The following is a 17599-nucleotide window of genomic DNA, read 5'->3' on the forward strand; positions in this document are numbered from 1 at the left end:
AGCTTGTCGCCCAGCTTGACCTTGAGCTCCTTGACCACGCCCGCCGCGGAGGACGGGATCTCCATCGAGGCCTTGTCGGACTCGACGGTGACCAGGCTCTGCTCGGCCTTGATGGTGTCGCCGGGCTTGACCAGCACCTCGATGATCGCGACGTCCTTGAAGTCCCCGATGTCGGGAACCTTGACTTCAACCAATGCCATGTCCGGTCCTTCCGATCAGAGGGCGATGCGACGGAAGTCCGCCAGCAGGGACGCGAAATAGACGTTGAAGCGGGCCGCGGCCGCGCCGTCGATGACGCGGTGGTCCCAGCTCAGCGACAGCGGCAGGATCAGGCGCGGCTGGAACTGCTTGCCGTCCCACACCGGCTGCGTCTGCGACTTGCACACGCCCATGATCGCGACCTCGGGGGCGTTGATGATCGGCGTGAAGTAGGTGCCGCCGATGCCGCCCAGCGACGAGATCGAGAAGCAGCCGCCGGTCATGTCCGCCGGACCCAGCTTGCCGTCGCGGGCCTTCTTGGCCAGCTCCGACATCTCCTGGCTGATCTGGAAGATGCCCTTCTTGTCGCAGTCCCGGATCACCGGCACGACCAGCCCGTTGGGCGTGTCCGCCGCGAAGCCGATGTGGAAGTAGTTCTTCAGGACGAGCGTGTCGCCGTCGAGCGAGGCGTTGAACTCGGGGAACTTCTTCAGCGCCGCGACGGTCGCCTTGATCATGAAGGCCAGCATCGTGACCTTGATGCCGGACTTCTCGTTCTCCTTGTTCAGCTGGACGCGGAAGGCTTCCAGCTCGGTGATGTCCGCGTCGTCGTGGTTGGTGACGTGCGGGATCGTGACCCAGTTGCGATGCAGGTTGGCGCCGCTGATCTTCTTGATGCGCGACAGGTCCTTGCGCTCGACCGGGCCGAACTTCTCGAAGTCGACCTTGGGCCAGGGCAGCAGGCCCGGGAAGGCACCACCGGCGGCGGCGCCGGCCGGGGCGGCCGACTTCTGCGCGGCGGTCTGCGTCGTGCCGGCCATGACCGACTTGACGAAGCCCTGCACGTCCGACTCGGTGATGCGGCCCTTGGCGCCGGAACCCTTCACCTCGTCCAGCGGCACGCCCAACTCGCGGGCGAGCTTGCGGATGCTCGGCGACGCGTGCGGCAGCTTGCCCGACGGCTGGGTCGGCTCATGCGGCGGCAGCGCGGCGGTCGGGACCTGGCGGTCCGCGGGCGCCGCAGCCGGCGCGCTGGCGGCGGCCGGAGCCGGCGCGGCGGCGGCTTGCGCCGGAGCGGGCGCGGCAGCACCCGCCGCCGGTGCCGGAGCGGCAGCGCCGCCCGCGGCTTCGATCACGGCGATCTTCGAGCCCTTGGCGACCTTGTCGCCGAGCTTGACCAGCAGCTGCTTGATCACGCCGCCGTGCGACGACGGGATCTCCATCGAGGCCTTGTCGCTCTCGACGGTGATCAGGCTCTGTTCCTGCTTGACGGTGTCGCCGACCTTGACCAGCACCTCGATCACCGCGACCTCGTCGAAGTCGCCGATGTCGGGAACGACGATGTCGACGGCACCTGCCGGTGCGGCAGCGGCAGCCGGCGCGGCGGCAGGAGCCGCTGCGGGCGCGGCCTGCGGCGCGGGCGCCGGAGCGGCAGCCGCCGGTGCGGGCGCAGCGGCGGCCGGCGCCGGAGCACCCGCGGCATCGCTCTCGAGCACGACGATCAGGTCACCCTGGTTGATCGTGTCGCCGAGCTTGACCTTGATCTCCTTGACGACGCCCGCCACGGAGGACGGGATCTCCATCGAGGCCTTGTCGGACTCGACCGTCAGGAGGCTCTGCTCCACCTTCACCGTATCGCCGACCTTGACCAGCAGCTCGATGATCGCGACGTCCTTGAAGTCCCCGATGTCGGGAACCTTGACTTCCACCAATGCCATAACTCGTGTCTCCAAGCCGCCCGCTTACGCGTACAGGGGGTTGATTTTGTCGACGTTGATGCCGTACTTCTTGATCGCTTCCGCGACCTTGGCCTGCGGGATCTTGCCCTCGTCGGCCAGGCTCTTGAGCGCGGCCACGACGATGTAATGGCGGTTGATCTCGAAGTGCTCGCGCAGCTTGGAGCGGAAGTCGCTGCGGCCGAAGCCGTCGGTGCCCAGCACCTTGTACGAGCGGCCGGCCGGGATGAAGGCGCGGATCTGCTCCGCGTAGTTCTTCATGTAGTCGGTCGACGCGATCACCGGGCCCTGCACCTTGCTCAGCTGCTGCGTCACGAACGGCACGCAGGCCAGCTCGGTCGGGTGCAGCAGGTTCCAGCGCTCGGCGTTCTGGCCGTCGCGCGCCAGCTCGTTGAAGCTGGGGCAGGACCAGACGTTGGCGCCGACGCCCCACTCGGCCTCGAGCAGCTTCTTGGCTTCCTGGCTCTCGCGCAGGATCGTGCCCGAGCCCAGCAGGTTGACCGTCAGCGGCTGGGCCGCCGCCTCTTCCAGCAGGTACATGCCCTTGAGGATCTGCTCCTCGGTGCCGGCCTTCAGGCCGGGCATCGGGTAGTTCTCGTTGAGCAGCGTCAGGTAGAAGTAGACGTTCTCCTGGTTCTCGACCATGCGCTTGAGGCCCGAGTGCAGGATCACCGCCACCTCATGCGCGAAGGTCGGGTCGTAGCTGATGCAGTTGGGGATCGTGCCGGCCAGGATGTGGCTGTGGCCGTCCTCGTGCTGCAGGCCTTCGCCGTTCAGCGTCGTGCGGCCCGACGTGCCGCCCAGCAGGAAGCCCCTCGCCTGCATGTCGCCCGCCGCCCAGGCCAGGTCGCCGATGCGCTGGAAGCCGAACATCGAGTAGTAGACGTAGAACGGGATCATCACGCGGTTGTTCGTCGAGTACGACGTCGCCGCGGCGATCCAGCTGGCCATGCCGCCGGCCTCGTTGATGCCTTCCTGCAGGATCTGGCCGGCCTTGTCCTCGCGGTAGTACATGACCTGGTCCTTGTCGACCGGCGTGTAGTTCTGGCCCGCGGGGTTGTAGATGCCGATCTGGCGGAACAGGCCTTCCATGCCGAAGGTGCGCGCCTCGTCGACCAGGATCGGCACGGTGCGCGGACCCAGTTCCTTGTCGCGCAGCAGCGTGGTCAGGAAGCGGACGTAGGCCTGCGTCGTCGAGATCTCGCGGCCTTCGGCCGTCGGGTCCAGCACGGCCTGGAAGGTCGCCAGGTCCGGCACCTTCAGCGCTTCCTCGGCCTGCGGGCGGCGCTTGGGCAGGTAGCCGCCCAGCGCCTTGCGGCGCTCGTGCAGGTACTGCATCTCCGGCGTGTCCTCGGCCGGCTTGTAGAACGGGATCTTCGCCAGCTCGCTGTCCGGGATGGGGATGTTGAAGCGGTCGCGGAAGGCCTTGATGTCCTCGTCCTGCAGCTTCTTGGTCTGGTGCGCGGTGTTCTTGCCCTCGCCGATCTTGCCCATGCCGTAGCCCTTGACGGTCTTGATCAGCATGACGGTCGGCTGGCCGACGGTGTTGACCGCCTTGTGGTACGCCGCGTAGACCTTCTGCGGGTCGTGGCCGCCGCGGTTCAGGCGCCAGATGTCCTCGTCGGACATGTTCTCCACCATCTTCAGCAGCTCGGGATGCTTGCCGAAGAAGTGCTTGCGCACGAAGGCGCCGTCATTGGCCTTGTAGGCCTGGTAGTCGCCGTCCAGCGTCTCCATCATGACCTTGCGCAGCAGCTCCTGCTTGTCGCGCGCCAGCAGCGGATCCCAGTACGAGCCCCAGATCAGCTTGATGACGTTCCAGCCCGCGCCGCGGAACTCGCCCTCGAGCTCCTGGATGATCTTGCCGTTGCCGCGCACCGGGCCGTCCAGGCGCTGCAGGTTGCAGTTGACGACGAAGATCAGGTTGTCCAGCTTCTCGCGCGCGGCCAGGCCGATCGCGCCCAGGCTTTCCGGCTCGTCCATCTCGCCGTCGCCCAGGAACACCCAGACCTTGCGCTTGGACGTGTCGGCGATGCCGCGGGCATGCAGGTACTTCAGGAACCGCGCCTGGTAGATCGCCATCAGCGGGCCCAGGCCCATCGACACCGTCGGGAACTGCCAGAACTCCGGCATCAGCTTCGGGTGCGGGTAGCTCGACAGGCCCTTGCCGTCGACTTCCTGGCGGAAGCTGTTGAGCTGGTCCTCGGTGATGCGGCCTTCCAGGAAGGCGCGGGCATAGATGCCGGGCGCGCTGTGGCCCTGGATGTAGAGCAGGTCGCCGCCGTGGATGCCGTCGTCGCCATGCCAGAAGTGGTTGAACCCGCAGCCCAGCATCGTCGCCAGCGAGGCGAAGCTCGAGATGTGGCCGCCCAGGTCGCCGCCGTCCTCCGGATGCAGCCGGTTGGCGCGCACCACCATCGCCATCGCGTTCCAGCGCATGAAGGCGCGCAGGCGCTCCTCCATGTCGATGTTGCCGGGGAAGCGCTCCTCCCGGTCGGCCGGGATGGTGTTGACGTAGGCCGTGGTGGCCGAGAACGGCACGTCGATGCCGGCCTGGCGGGCGTGGTCGATCAGGGTCTCGAGCAGGAAGTGGGCGCGGTCGCCCCCTTCCTCACCGATGACGGCGGACAGCGCGTCCAGCCATTCCTTGGTTTCGAGGGCGTCGGTGTCATTGGCGGAGGCGCCGAGGAACGACTGGGGCTGCGCGGACATGTGTTGTCTCCTGTGTCTCACATCACGGCCTTCGGGCGGGGCAAGCGCCGCGCGCGCTCGGTTCGGCGGGGTCGTCGCGGGCCGGTCCGAGGGGAGCGAGCTTACGAAAACACCAGCGACCGCGCATGCGTCGCCACCCTGCGGAAGGGCTATGGCGGCGGAGTGTCGCATAAGCCTCGGATTTTCCAAATAGCGCGATGCGTTTCCGTATAGTGAAATTACAGAGGCGGTTTCGGGCCGGTTTCGTGAGGAATGTCTTTCACGATGCGATCCGGGAATCCCCGGATCGGGAATGCCCGGTGCCGCCGGCGCCGGGGCGGCCCGAACGGCCCGGGATAATCGCGCCCATGTTGTCCCGCCTCGATGTCCAAGGCTTTGCGCGCCGTGCCCTGAACCCCGTCAAACGCCTGGTCTCGGCCTGGTGGCGGCGCCAGTCCCCGTCGCGGCAGGACCGGTTCGCGACGCTGGGGCCGCTGCTGTCGGTGGTGCTGTTCCTGGCGGCGATCGTTTCGGCCTTCTGGTACCTGCGCAACGAGGAAATCGAGCGCGAGGCCGAGGCCGTCAAGCGCGACACCGAGATGGCGCAGCAGCAGATCCGCTCACGCCTGATCGACAACGAGGACCAGCTCATCCCGCTGCAGCGCGACCTGGCCAACCGCGCGATCGACAACCTCGAGTTCACGCAGCGCGCGATGGCGATCGCCCGCAACCGGCCCGAGATCACCCACATCACCTGGCTGAACGCGCGCCGCGAGCGCCGCGTCAGCGTCGCGGCGATCGGCGAGCAGGCCGACTCGCTGATGACGGTGGAAGGCGGCGATCCGTCGATGCCCAACGGCCACGCCAACAGCGAGCCCGAACGCGCCTTCCAGGCCGCGCGGGACCGGCGCACCCGCGTCTACTCGGGCTCCTTCGCGGACGCCAACAACACCACCGTCTTCCAGATCCAGCTGCCGCTGAGCGACCGCGGCGGCTTCGCCGGCGTGCTGATCGCCGAGTACGCGGTCGAGGGTCTGCTGCGCTACTCGGTGCCCAACGAGCTGACCTCGCGCCACGCGGTCGCGGTGCTCGATCCGCGCGAGCAGGTCGTGGCCAGCACCGTCACGCCGATGCCGGGCAAGCGCATCACCCGCGCGCCGATCTACTACGAGGTGCCGATGGCGCCCGCGCCGGGGCTGGTGCTGCGCGGCCAGGGCTACCGCACCTCGATCGGCCTGATCTCCAACACGCTGTTCTGGATGGTGATGGCGCTGTCGGTGCTCACCGTGTGGATGCTGCTGGGCACCTGGAAACACATGCGCCGGCGCGCGCAGGTGCAGAACGCCCTCGCCGCCGAGACCAACTTCCGGCGCGCGATGGAGAACTCGATGCTGACCGGCATGCGGGCGATGGACCTGGAGACGCGCATCAGCTACGTCAACCCGGCCTTCTGCGCGATGACCGGCTTCGCCGAGTCCGAGCTGATCGGCCGCAAGCCGCCCTTCCCCTACTGGCCGCCCGACCGCTACGAGGAGAACCTGCGCCTGCTGCAGCAGGAGATGCAGGGCCGCAGCCCGGCCGGCGGCTCCGAGGTCAAGGTGATGCGCAAGGACGGCAGCATCTTCGACGCCCGCATGTACGTCTCGCCGCTGATCGACCCCAAGGGCAAGCAGAACGGCTGGATGACCTCGATGACCAACATCACCGAGGCCAAGCGGGTGCGCGACCAGCTCTCGGCCTCGCACGAGCGCTTCACCACGGTGCTCGAGGGGCTGGACGCCGCGGTGTCGGTGCTGTCGGTGCAGCAGGGCGAACTGCTCTTCGCCAACCGCAGCTACCGGCTGTGGTTCGGCGCCGATCCCAAGGGGCACGCGATGCTGGCGGGCTCGCAGCCCGCGGGCCTGGCCGGCGCGACCAGCACGCAGGACGCCAGCTTCCAGGACGCGGCCTACGACGCCGACGAGGACGTCGACGACTACGGCGGCCTGCCCGCGCAGCACCTGACCGAGGTCGGCGCCGATTCGCGCGAGGTCTTCATCGCGCAACTGGACATGTGGTTCGACGTGCGCGCCCGCTACCTGCAGTGGACCGACGGCCGCCTGGCGCAGATGCTGATCGCCACCGACATCACCGCGCGCCGCCATGCCGAGGCCCAGCAGCAGCAGCAGGCCGAGAAGGCGCAGGTCACCAGCCGCCTGATCACGATGGGCGAGATGGCCTCCAGCGTCGCGCACGAGCTCAACCAGCCGCTGACCGCGATCACCAACTACTGCAACGGCATGGTCTCGCGCGTGCGCGGCGACAACATCCAGAAGGACGACCTGATCGTCGCGCTGGAGAAGACCGCCAAGCAGGCGCAGCGCGCGGGCCAGATCATCCACCGCATCCGCGCCTTCGTGAAGAAGAGCGAGCCGCAGCGCCAGCCCGCGTTCGCCGCGTCCATCGTCGAGGACGCGGTCGAGCTCGCCGGCATCGAGCTGCGCCGGCGCAACGTGCAGATCCACACCTACGTCGCGCAGCGGCTGCCGGTGATGCGGGTCGACCCGATCCTGATCGAGCAGGTGCTGCTGAACCTGCTCAAGAACGCCGCCGAGGCCATCGACAACGCGGCGCTGCCGCCCTCGCGCCGCCACATCGAGCTGCGCGTCGTGCCCAAGCACACCGCCGAGCTCGGCGCCAACATCGAGTTCTCGGTGACCGACATGGGACCGGGCCTGCCGGTCGAGGTCATCGAGCGCATGTACGAGGCCTTCTTCTCCACGAAGGCCGATGGATTGGGCATCGGCCTAGGGTTATGCCGGTCCATCATCGAGTCCCACCAGGGTCGGATCCGCGCCGAGAACCTCTACAATGGCCCGTCCATCGTCGGGTGCCGGTTCGCGTTCACGATCCCCGTGGACATTCCGCGTCCGGAGTCCCATCCCGCCTCTTCCGACAAGAGCAGCGACACGGGGACGGGCACTGCTCACAACACCGCAGCAACACCATGAGCTTGATTCCGAAGAAGGGTAATGTCTACGTTGTCGACGACGACGAGGCAGTCAGAGATTCCTTGCAGTGGCTGCTCGAAGGCAAGGACTACCGGGTCAAGTGCTACGACTCCGCCGAGAGCTTCCTGAGCCGCTACGACCCGCGCGAGGTCGCCTGCCTGATCGCCGACATCCGCATGGAAGGCATGAGCGGGCTGGAGCTGCAGGACAAGCTGATCGAGCGCAAGAGCCCCCTGCCCATCGTCTTCATCACCGGCCACGGCGACGTGCCGATGGCGGTGCAGACGATGAAGAAGGGCGCCGTCGACTTCATCGAGAAGCCGTTCAAGGAAGAGGAACTGCTGTCGCTGGTCGAGCGCATGCTCGACCAGGCCCGCGGCGCCTTCGCCACGCAGCAGGAAGCAGCCAGCCGCGACGCGCTGCTGTCGCGCCTGACGACGCGCGAGGCGCAGGTGCTGGAGCGCATCGTCGCCGGCCGCCTGAACAAGCAGATCGCCGACGACCTGGGCATCAGCATCAAGACGGTGGAGGCGCACCGCGCCAACATCATGGAGAAGCTCAACGCCAACACCGTGGCCGATCTGCTGAAGATCGCGCTGGGTGCGTCGGCCCCGGCCGCCAAGGCCGGCTGAGCCCTCCCCGCACGCCTCGAGGCCGCCCTGTGCGGCCTCTTTCATTTCTGAGTTTCATCTGAGTTCCGGAGTACCGCCCATGACCGCCCAACTGATCGACGGCAACGCCCTGTCCAAGCAACTGCGCGCCGAGGTCGCCGCGCGCGCCGCGGCGCTGACCGCCCGGGGCGTGAAGCCGGGGTTGGCGGTCGTGCTGGTCGGCGAGAACCCCGCGAGCCAGGTCTACGTGCGCAACAAGGTCAAGGCCTGCGAGGACGCCGGCATGCATTCGGTGCTGGAGAAGTACGCCGACACGATGACCGAGGCCGAGCTGCTCGCGCGCGTCGACGCGCTGAACAACGACCCGGCGATCCACGGCATCCTGGTGCAGCTGCCGCTGCCCAAGGGCATCGACGCGCACAAGGTGATCGAGGCGATCTCGCCGGAGAAGGACGTCGACGGCTTCCACGTCGCCAGCGCCGGCGCGCTGATGGTGGGCCAGGACGGCTTCAAGCCCTGCACGCCGTACGGCTGCATGAAGATGCTGGAGTTCATCGGCTACGACACGAAGGGCAAGCATGCCGTCGTGATCGGCCGCAGCAACATCGTCGGCAAGCCGATGGCGATGCTGCTGCTGCAGGCCAACGCGACGGTGACGGTGTGCCACAGCGCGACGCCGGACCTGGCGCACTTCACGCGCCAGGCCGACATCGTCGTGGCCGCGGTGGGCAAGCGCAACGTGCTGACCGCGGACATGGTCAAGCCCGGCGCCGTGGTCCTGGACGTCGGCATGAACCGCACCGACGAGGGCAAGCTCTGCGGCGACGTCGACTTCGACGGCGTGAAGGAAGTGGCCGGCTGGATCACGCCGGTGCCGGGCGGCGTCGGCCCGATGACGATCACGATGCTGCTGGTCAACACGATCGAGTCGGCCGAGCGCGCCGCCGCGGCACGCTGATCGTCAATTGCCCGCGGACGATCCATCCAGCTTGGGCAGCAGGCCACCTCGAACGGGCAGTCCTGACGACAGCTTTGCCTAGGCGTTGGAAGTGTCCGGCGCGACACCGGTTCGCACACTGCGCGTCTTCTCAACGCGCACAAGGCGAACCATGTCCCCCATCCCTGCCATCCCGTCCCGCTCGACAACGCGAGACCGTCTCGCCCTGATCCTGGCGATCGGAGCGCTCGGGCTGATGCCCGGTGTCCCGCGGGCACAGAACTGCGACGTGCTTGGCGGAGGTGCCGGCTACGACGCCATGCTGCTGTCCGAGGGGGTGCCGGGCCATGTCGTCGCCACCGACTTCGCGACCCTGAAATCCGCCGTCGACAACGGCGCACGCGCGGTGTTCGTGCCGGGCAGCGCGACCATCGAGCTGCCCAACCAGTCCTCCGCGCTGCGCATCCGCGCCGGCCAGACCGTGTTCAGCGACCGTGGCCGCGACGGCAGCCCGGGCGGCCTGTTGCACGTCAAATGGGCAGACAACACCGCGCGCAACTACCCGGTCATCGTGGTCGAGAGCGGCTCCCGCATCACCGGACTGCGGATCGAGGGGCCATCGGGCGAAGCGACGGCGGCGAATCGGACCATCGGCATCCAGTTGCTCCCGGGCACGCAAGGCGTGGTCATCGACAACAACGAGCTCTACCGCTGGCCGTGGGCGGCCGTCAGCGTGAAGCAATCGGTCGACAACCGAATCCACCACAACTACATCCACGACAACCTTCGCTCGCAACTCGGCTACGGCGTGGTGATCCAGAACGGGCACGCGGACGCCGACATCCATTGCAACGTCTTCAATGCCAACCGGCACGCCATCGCCGGCAGCGGCGAGCCGGGAGAACGCTACCGGGCTCGCGACAACCTGGTGCTCAACGGCGGCGGCCGGGGCGCCTATCACCAGTTCGACATGCATGCGGGCTCGACGGGAGCCGGAGGACAGTCCGTCCACATCACGGGCAATGTTTTCGACTACGGCCGCTTCGGCACGTCGAACCGGTCCAGCGTCGTGATCCGCAGCGTCCCGTCCGAGGGTCCGATCACCGTCGCGGACAACCTCTTCACCCAGGGCTGGGTGGTAGGTTCTCAAACGGCCGTCTCCGGCGTGGCGAATGCGGTCCCCGCCGCGGACGGCATCCATCGGCTGAACCGCTTCTGGGTACCGGCGATCTACAGCAACCACCCGAGGGGCGAATGCCGCCTGACGATCGCGGACAGGACGACCCGAGCGAACTGCCGGGCGGTGGGCCTGGCCGAACTCCCCTGAGCCGCTCAGTTCGTGTCCGCTTCGCGCAGCGTCTGCACCACCGGGCGCTGCAGCACGCCGCGCAGCGCCCACCAGCCCGCGAGCTGCGCCAGCACGGCGCCGCCGATCGTCGTGCCGATCAGCACGCCGGGCTTGAACTGCCATTCGAAGTCGAACGCGTAATGCGTCAGCGCCCAGCCCAGCGCCTGCGCGGCCGCGCCGGCCAGCAGCCCCGCCAGCGCGCCCAGCCCGAGCAGCTCGGCGCGCTGCACCGCGGCCATCAGCGCGCTGGACGCGCCGAAGGCCCGCATCAGCGCGAACTCCCGCGTGCGCGCGTCGCGTGAACCCACCGCCGCCACCAGCAGCACGACCACGCCCAGCGCCAGCGCCACCGCGAACAGCAGCTGCACGGCCATGATCACCTGCTCCAGCACCTGCTGGACCTGCTTGAGCTCGGCAGAGACATCGATCAGCGTCAGGTTGGGGAACTCGTTGACCAGCTTGCGGTCCAGGCCCGCGGCGGCGCCCTCGCCCTCGGGCGAGCGGTAGGCGGAGATGTAGCTGACCGGCAGCTCCGGCATCGACGCGCGCGGGTACAGCACGAAGAAGTTGACCCGCATCGAGCCCCAGTCGACCTTGCGCAGCGAGGTGATCTTCGACTCCACCAGCACGCCGGCGATGTCGAAACGCAGCGAGTCGCCGAGCTTGAGCCCGAGCTGGTCGGCCAGGCCCTGCTCGACGCTGACGCCGTCCTTCTCCTCCGGCGTCCATGTGCCGCCGGAGACCTGGTTGTGCGTCGGCAGTTCGCCGCTGTGGCTGAGGTTGAACTCGCGCTCGACCAGGCGCTGCGCGCGCTCCTCGGTGAAGCGGCTGGCGCGCACCGCCTCGCCGTTGATCGCGATCAGCCGGCCGCGGATCATCGGATACCAGTCGTAGTCCTTGACGCCGGCCTTGTCCAGGTCCGCGCGGAAGCCCGCGCCCTGCTCCGGCTGGATGTTGATGACGAAGCGGTCCGGCGCATTGGCCGGCGTCGCGGCGCGCCAGCTCTCGATCAGGTCGGTGCGCATCAGCACCAGCAGCGCCAGCGCGAGCAGTCCCAGCGACAACGAGCCCACCTGCAGCACCGCGAACGCGGGCCGGGCGGCGACCTGGCGCGTGGCCAGCAGCAGCCAGCGCGGCGCGCCGGACTGCGGCACCAGCCGCCGCAGCGCGAGCACCGCGCCGTACGCGAGCAGCGCGAACACCCCCAGCGCGACCGCGAAGCCGCCGGTCGCCACCAGGCCCAGCCGCCAGTCGGCCGACAGCGCGGTCAGCACCGCGGCGAAACCCGCGACGCCGGCGACCAGCACCGCGATCGAACCCATCTTCGGCCGGCCCAGTTCGCGGCGGATCACCCGCAGCGGCGGCACCGCGGCCAGCTGCAGCACCGGCGGCAGGCCGAAGCCCAGCAGCAGGCTCATGCCCATGCCCAGGCCCAGCAGCACCGGCCAGATGCCGGGCGCCGGCAGGTTGACCTCGATCAGCCCGGCCAGCAACGCGATGAAGCCGTAATGCAGCAGGAAACCGAGCAGCACGCCGATCGCGCTGGCGACGAAACCGACGGTGGCGAACTCCAGCGTGAACACCCAGGTCAGGCGCCGCTGCGGCTGGCCGAGCACGCGCAGCATCGCGCAGTCGTCGAGATGGCGGTTGGCGAACTCGCGCGCCGCCAGCGCCACGGCGATCGCCGCCAGCAACGCGGCCAGCAGCGCGACCAGGTTGAGGAACTTGGTCGCGCGGTCCAGCGTCTGGCGCATCTCGGGCCGGCCGGTCTCCAGCGACTCCAGCCGCACGCCGCGCCAGTTGGCGTCCTTCATCTGCTGGCGCGCGCGGGCGTTGAACTGCTGCACCGCCGTCTCCTGGCCGATCACCGCGAAGCGGTAGGTGATGCGGCTGGCCGGCTGGATCAGCGCGGTGGCGGCGATGTCCGACTGCGCCAGCATCACGCGCGGCGCGAAGTTCAGGAAACCGGCGCCGCGGTCGGGTTCGTTGGCGATCTCGCCGGCGATCTTCAGCGTCGCGTCGCCCAGCAGCAGCGGATCGCCGACCTTGAGCCCCAGCGCGCTGAGCACGCCCGCGTCGACCCAGACCGTGCCCGGCGCCGGCGCGCCGACCTGGCGGCCGTCCTTCAGCGACAGCGCGCCGCGCAGCGGATAGGTGGTGCCCACGGCCTTCACCGCGACCAGCCGGCTGCCGCCGCCCTGGTCCTCGTTGGCGCGCGCCATGCTGGGGAAGTTCAGCGTGTCGACGGTGCGCAGGTTCAGCTGCGTCGCGAGTTCGCGCACCGGCGCGGGCGTCGGCTGGTCGCTGGCGACGACGGCGTCGCCGCCGAGCAACTGCGCCGCGTCGCGCCGCAGGCCCTGGTCCAGCCGGTCCGACAGGAAGGCCACCGCGCACACCGCCGCCACCGCCAGCATCAAGGCCAGGATCAGCAGGTGGAGTTCGCCGGCACGGGCGTCCCGCCAGGTCTGCAAAGCCATCTGCCGCCACAACGACGGTGGACGGCGCATGGCGGAGGGATCGGAAGCCGGTCGGGCCGTGGAACCGCCGGCGGAGGCCGCGGGCGAGGAGGACGGGTGCGCGCTCATGCGCGGACTGTAGCGAACCGCATGCCCGCGCGCTGGGCTCGGGTCGTGGCCATGCAATCGGCTTGAACAGTCCGTGCAACCGGTTTAGACGATGCGCCGGCGGGCCGGGCGTTCAATCGTCGGCATGAACAAGCCCTTCCCTCCCCTGTTCGTGTCGCACGGCTCCCCGATGATCGCGCTGGAGCCCGGCGAGGCCGGCGCCTTCATGCGCCGCCTCGGCCGGGCGCTGGACGCCAGCCTGGGCCGGCCGAAGGCGGTGCTGGCGGTATCCGCGCACACGACCGCCCGCGAGGCGGTGCTGCTGGGCGCCGACCGCCACGAGGCGGTGTACGACTTCGGCGGTTTCCCGCCCGCGCTGTACGAGCTGCGTTACGACGCGCCCGGCGATCGCGCGCTGGCGGCCGAGATCGGCCGGCGGCTCGGCCTGCCGGTGTTCGACCACGCCGGGCTGGACCACGGCATCTGGACCGCGCTGCGCTACCTGTACCCCGACGCGGACGTGCCGGTGATCCCGCTGACGCTGCCGCCGCACGTGCCGCCGGCCGACCTGCTGGCCCTGGGCGAGCGCCTGGCCGCCTTGGCCAGCGACGGCGTGCTGATCCTGGGCACCGGCAGCATCACGCACAACCTGCGGCTGCTGATGCGCCCCGACGCGAGCGGGCGCCGACCGGCCGAGGACGCGCCCGAGAGCGCCGAATCGGCGGCGTTCCGCGACTGGTTCGCGCGACGGTCCGCCGCGCGCGACTGGGCCGCGCTGACCGACTACCGCGCGCAGGCTCCCCATGCCGTGCTGATGCACCCGACCGACGAGCACCTGCTGCCCTGGTACGTCGCCGCCGGCGCCGGCGGCCGGGACGCGTCGCCGCTGCGGCTGCACGACGGCGTCACCTTCGCCAGCCTGGGCATGGACGCCTACGCGTTCGGCGCCGGGGCGCCCGCCCTGGCGCGCGCGCTGGACGCCGTCGAACGGGATCCCGCGATCGCCTGATCAGGCCGCGCCGGATCGAACCCGGAGGCGACGGCGGCGGACCAACGCCGCTTCGCTTTTCGGGACCCCAGGATGTTCGGCAGTTTTCTCGACGGCATTCCCGGCTGGGAAGGCACCGCCGGCGCGGACCTCGCCGCCTTCGCCGAGGATGCCGACCTGCCCCAGGAGGACGAACCGGCGCGCGGCCTGGGCCCGTCCTGCCTGCGGGCGCTGCCGCCGCCCGAGGACGCGCGGCTCGCCCTGATCGCCCGGCGGACTCCCGGCGGCGCGCCCTGGGACTGCTATCCGTTCACGACGCTGCCGCCCTCCGCGCTCACGGCGGCCTGGCACCGCAGCGACGGCCCGATGCGGTCGTCCGGCCAGGATCCGGACATCACCGGCCTGGCGGGGCGCCTCGCGCAGGACGCGCTCGAGACGCTCGACATCCAGGACACGCTGACCGTCGCGCTGATCTGGTCCTGGAGCATCCGCCCGCCGTGCGCGATGACGCTGCGCCTGGGCACCGCGACCTGGCAGTTCGGCGCCGACGACCTGGTGCCGACCTTCACGATCGAGCACCTCCCGGCCACGCCGGGTCAGCCGCCCTGGCGGCTCACCGCCACGGTGCCCGCGCCGGGCTGGTCGCGGTCCTGCCCGGACCTGATCGCCGCGCTGGCCGCCATCGACGCGGCCGGCCACCCGCCGGACGTGCCGCCCATCGACCGCCCGCGCCAGGGACTCGCCCTGCCCGAGCGGCTGCGCGCCATGCTGCGGCGATTCGTGCTGGAACGTCCCGGGCTGCTCGCGCAACTGCGCGCCTGTCTCAATCGGCCGGACCGGTGGGCGCGGCAGCTGTCGCCGGCGCGATGCCGTCGGCTGTTCGAGGCCGATGGCCGGCTGTCGCTGCGGGGCCGCCAGTGGCTGACCGGCGGCGGCCGCCCGCCTTCGATCGCGGATTTGCTGCGGCTGGACTCGCAGCGCGCGCATGCCGGCGGCCTGCGCCTGCGATGCCTGTTCGCCGAGGGCCTGGACATCGAGATCACCGACGTCCTGTACGGCCCGGTGGGGCTGACGCCGGAGGGCCGCCGGTTCGTCGGCCGGTGGTGCCCGCCGGCCCTGTGCGATCACGGTTTTCCCCGGACCCGCGCGGCCGCCAGCCTGTTGGCGGAGCTGCCGGCGCTGCTGCGCGCGGAAGGATCGACCGCCGGGATCGCCAGCCGCTACGGCCTGAGCGACCGCCAGACCGACTTCCTGGGCGGTCTCTCCGCGCGGCGCGTGCTCGGCGGCGCCGGCGTCACAGGAAGATCGCCGCCAGGATCCCCAGGATCAGCGCCCACTTGACCACGTAGTAGCCGGTGCGGGACTTCGCCTTGAACGCCTTGAAGAACAGGCGCACCTTGTAGGCGTGATAGAAGAACTTGTTGAGCCCGCCGATCGGCTCGCTCTCCAGGTTCTGCGTCGCCGCCGAGGTCATCACCAGCTTGCCGAACGCGCGGTTCAGCCAGCGGATCGGCGCGAAGTGGACCGGTCGTTCGACGTCGCAGAACAGGATCACGCGCTGGTGCGAGGTGGTGTTCTCGGCGTAATGGATGAAGGTCTCGTCGAACATCACGTCCTCGCCGTCCTTCCAGTGGTAGCGCTGGCCGTCGACGTCGATGTAGCAGCCCGGGTCGTTCGGCGTGGTCAGGCCCAGGTGGTAGCGCAGCGAGCCGGCGTACGGGTCGCGGTGGCGCACCAGCTTCGCGCCCGGAGGCAGCGACGCGAACATCGCCGCCTTCACGCCGGGGATCTGCCGCAGCAGCTCGACCGTCTTCGGGCACAGCGCGTTGGCCGAGTCCATGTCCCGGTCGTACCACTTCAGGTAGAAGCGCTTCCAGCCGGTGCGGAAGAACGAGTTGAAGCCGATGTCGTTGTAGCCGGACGCGGCCTTGATGTAGCCCTCGTCGTTGAGCTTGAGCGCCTCGTCGCGGATCACCTGCCAGTTGTCGCGCAGCAGCGCGAGCTCGGGGAACTCCGACGTCTTCAGGTAGGCGGTGGCCGGGGCGCGGGAGAACAGGTACATCACCGCGTTGATCGGCGAGATCAGCACCGTGAAGTCCGTCAGCGCGCGGGCCAGCTTGAAGCGGACGCGGCCGCGGAAATGGGCATACAGCGCCGAGGCGATGAAGATCGCCAGCACCCAGTAACGCGTGGGCGGCAGCCAGTCGGCCATGAGCGGGACTCCCTGAAGACGAAGGGCGGATTATCGGCGATCGAACGCCAGCGACGCGGCCCAGAACACCAAGCCCCCGAACGCCAGGGCGACGCCCACCCAGCCGGTGGAGGTCCAGCCGTGGCCCGCGGCGATCGCCAGGCCGCCCAGCCAGGGGCCCAGCGCGTTGGCCGCGTTGAAGGCGGAATGGTTCAGCGCGGCGGCCAGCGTCTGCGCGTCGCCCGCCACGTCCATCAGCCGCGTCTGCAGCACCGCGCCGAGGCCGCCGCCGCAGCCGATCAGGAACACCACCGGCAGCAGCGTCCACAGGCTGCCCGCCGCGAACGGATACAGCGCCAGCGACGCGGCGCTCCACAGCAGCAGCCCGCCCACGGTGGGCATCAGCGCGCGGTCCGCCGCCCAGGCCGAGACCAGCGTGCCCGCGGTCATGCCCATGCCGAACACGCTCAGCACGACCGGCAGCAGGCCGGGGCCGACGCGGGTGACCTCGAGCAGCGTCGAGCCCAGGTAGGTGTAGACGGCGAACATGCCGCCGAAACCGATCGTCGCGATGCCCAGCGTCAACCAGACCTGCGCGCGGCCGAGCGCACCGAGTTCGCGCATCGCACTGGCGCCGGGCTGGACGCGGTCGCGCGGCGCGTGCAGCGCCACCAGCGCGGCGGTCAGCAGCGCCAGCAGTGTGACGACGCCGAAACCCCAGCGCCAGCCGGCCCACTGGCCCAGCGTGTTGGCCAGCGGCACGCCGACGATGGTGGCCACGGTCAGGCCCAGCATCATCAGGCTGACCGCCTGGGCGCGGCGCGCCGGCGCGACCAACGACGCGGCCACCAGCGCGCCCACGCCGAAATAGGCGCCATGGGGCAGCCCGCTGAGGAAGCGGAAAGCCAGCATCGCGTGGTAACCGGGCGCCAGCGCGCTCAGGCCGTTGCCGACGGCGAAGGCCAGCATCAGCCCGATCAGCAGCGTGCGCCGTGGCACGCGGGCGCCCAGCACCGCCAGCAGCGGCGCGCCGACGACCACGCCCAGCGCGTAGGCGCTGATCACGTGGCCGGCGGTGGGTGCGTCGATGCCGAGGTCGGGCGCGAAGAACGGCACCAGGCTCATCGCCGCGAACTCGGTCGTGCCGATCGCGAAGCCGCCGATCGCCAGCGCGAGCAGCGCCCAGCCGGCGTGGGTCGAGGCGGCGGGGTCGGCGGGGGAGGAATCGGAAGCGGAGGGCGAGGCGGTCGGGGAGGCGGCGGACATGTCGGACAGCTGAAAGGAAACGTTCATCGAACGTTCAGCATTGCAACATGAAGGCGATGACCGGATCGCGAAGGGGGTG

At 69.8% G+C, this 17599-nt stretch carries 12 protein-coding genes; 6 read left to right on the forward strand and 6 right to left on the reverse strand.

The features are described from left to right. From N5D62_RS25175 to aceE, 3 genes are all read right to left on the reverse strand, one after another. Positions 1–200, reverse strand: a 200-nt coding sequence (locus N5D62_RS25175; protein ID WP_347881835.1) for a biotin/lipoyl-containing protein, incomplete at its 3' end; no start/stop codon positions are given. A 15-nt stretch (positions 201–215) separates the two neighbouring features. Further along, positions 216–1916, reverse strand: coding sequence for a dihydrolipoyllysine-residue acetyltransferase (gene aceF, locus N5D62_RS25180; protein ID WP_279760758.1), 1701 nt, complete (start codon positions 1914–1916; stop codon positions 216–218). Between the two features lie 24 nt (positions 1917–1940). Beyond that, positions 1941–4646: a pyruvate dehydrogenase (acetyl-transferring), homodimeric type gene (aceE, locus tag N5D62_RS25185; protein ID WP_279760760.1), complete on the reverse strand. Its 2706-nt coding sequence runs from the start codon at positions 4644–4646 to the stop codon at positions 1941–1943. 347 nt (positions 4647–4993) lie between these two features. On the opposite strand from aceE, the gene N5D62_RS25190 reads away from it, so the two are divergent. The 4 genes from N5D62_RS25190 (at position 4994) to N5D62_RS25205 (ending at position 10490) form a co-directional block, all read left to right on the forward strand. Continuing rightward, complete coding sequence (locus N5D62_RS25190) at positions 4994–7615, forward strand: PAS domain S-box protein (protein WP_279760761.1); 2622 nt, start codon at positions 4994–4996, stop codon at positions 7613–7615. After that, positions 7612–8247: a response regulator transcription factor gene (locus tag N5D62_RS25195; RefSeq protein WP_279760762.1), complete on the forward strand. Its 636-nt coding sequence runs from the start codon at positions 7612–7614 to the stop codon at positions 8245–8247. The genes N5D62_RS25190 and N5D62_RS25195 overlap by 4 nt, the downstream gene beginning before the upstream one ends. A 79-nt stretch (positions 8248–8326) precedes the next feature. Further along, a complete protein-coding gene (gene folD, locus N5D62_RS25200; protein WP_279760763.1) occupies positions 8327–9184 on the forward strand; it encodes a bifunctional methylenetetrahydrofolate dehydrogenase/methenyltetrahydrofolate cyclohydrolase FolD in 858 nt (285 codons plus the stop codon). Between the two features lie 151 nt (positions 9185–9335). Then, on the forward strand, positions 9336–10490 hold the full coding sequence (locus tag N5D62_RS25205; protein ID WP_279760764.1) for a right-handed parallel beta-helix repeat-containing protein: 1155 nt from the start codon (positions 9336–9338) through the stop codon (positions 10488–10490). Between the two features lie 5 nt (positions 10491–10495). Here the strand turns inward: N5D62_RS25205 and N5D62_RS25210 are convergent, their stop codons facing one another. Beyond that, a complete protein-coding gene (locus N5D62_RS25210; protein WP_347881836.1) occupies positions 10496–12988 on the reverse strand; it encodes an FtsX-like permease family protein in 2493 nt (830 codons plus the stop codon). A gap of 232 nt (positions 12989–13220) precedes the next feature. Here N5D62_RS25210 and N5D62_RS25215 point away from each other — a divergent pair, with 232 nt between their 5' ends. Together N5D62_RS25215 and N5D62_RS25220 are read left to right on the forward strand one after the other, a co-directional pair. Next, the gene (locus tag N5D62_RS25215) at positions 13221–14084 is read left to right on the forward strand and encodes a class III extradiol ring-cleavage dioxygenase (RefSeq protein ID WP_279760767.1); all 864 of its coding nucleotides are present in this window, start codon (positions 13221–13223) and stop codon (positions 14082–14084) included. Positions 14085–14156: 72 nt separating this feature from the next. Further along, positions 14157–15404 carry a hypothetical protein gene (locus N5D62_RS25220; protein ID WP_279760768.1) on the forward strand — a complete coding sequence of 416 codons (1248 nt, stop codon included), beginning with the start codon at positions 14157–14159 and terminating at the stop codon, positions 15402–15404. On the opposite strand, the gene N5D62_RS25225 is transcribed toward N5D62_RS25220, so the two are convergent. Both N5D62_RS25225 and N5D62_RS25230 read right to left on the reverse strand, forming a co-directional pair. Continuing rightward, positions 15358–16275: an aspartyl/asparaginyl beta-hydroxylase domain-containing protein gene (locus N5D62_RS25225; RefSeq protein WP_279760769.1), complete on the reverse strand. Its 918-nt coding sequence runs from the start codon at positions 16273–16275 to the stop codon at positions 15358–15360. The two genes, N5D62_RS25220 and N5D62_RS25225, sit on opposite strands and share 47 nt — an antisense overlap. A 30-nt stretch (positions 16276–16305) precedes the next feature. After that, a complete protein-coding gene (locus N5D62_RS25230; RefSeq protein WP_279760771.1) occupies positions 16306–17547 on the reverse strand; it encodes an MFS transporter in 1242 nt (413 codons plus the stop codon). Positions 17548–17599 lie beyond the last annotated feature (52 nt).

It is taken from the genome of Mitsuaria sp. GD03876, assembly GCF_029840635.1.
Taxonomy (GTDB): domain Bacteria; phylum Pseudomonadota; class Gammaproteobacteria; order Burkholderiales; family Burkholderiaceae_C; genus Roseateles.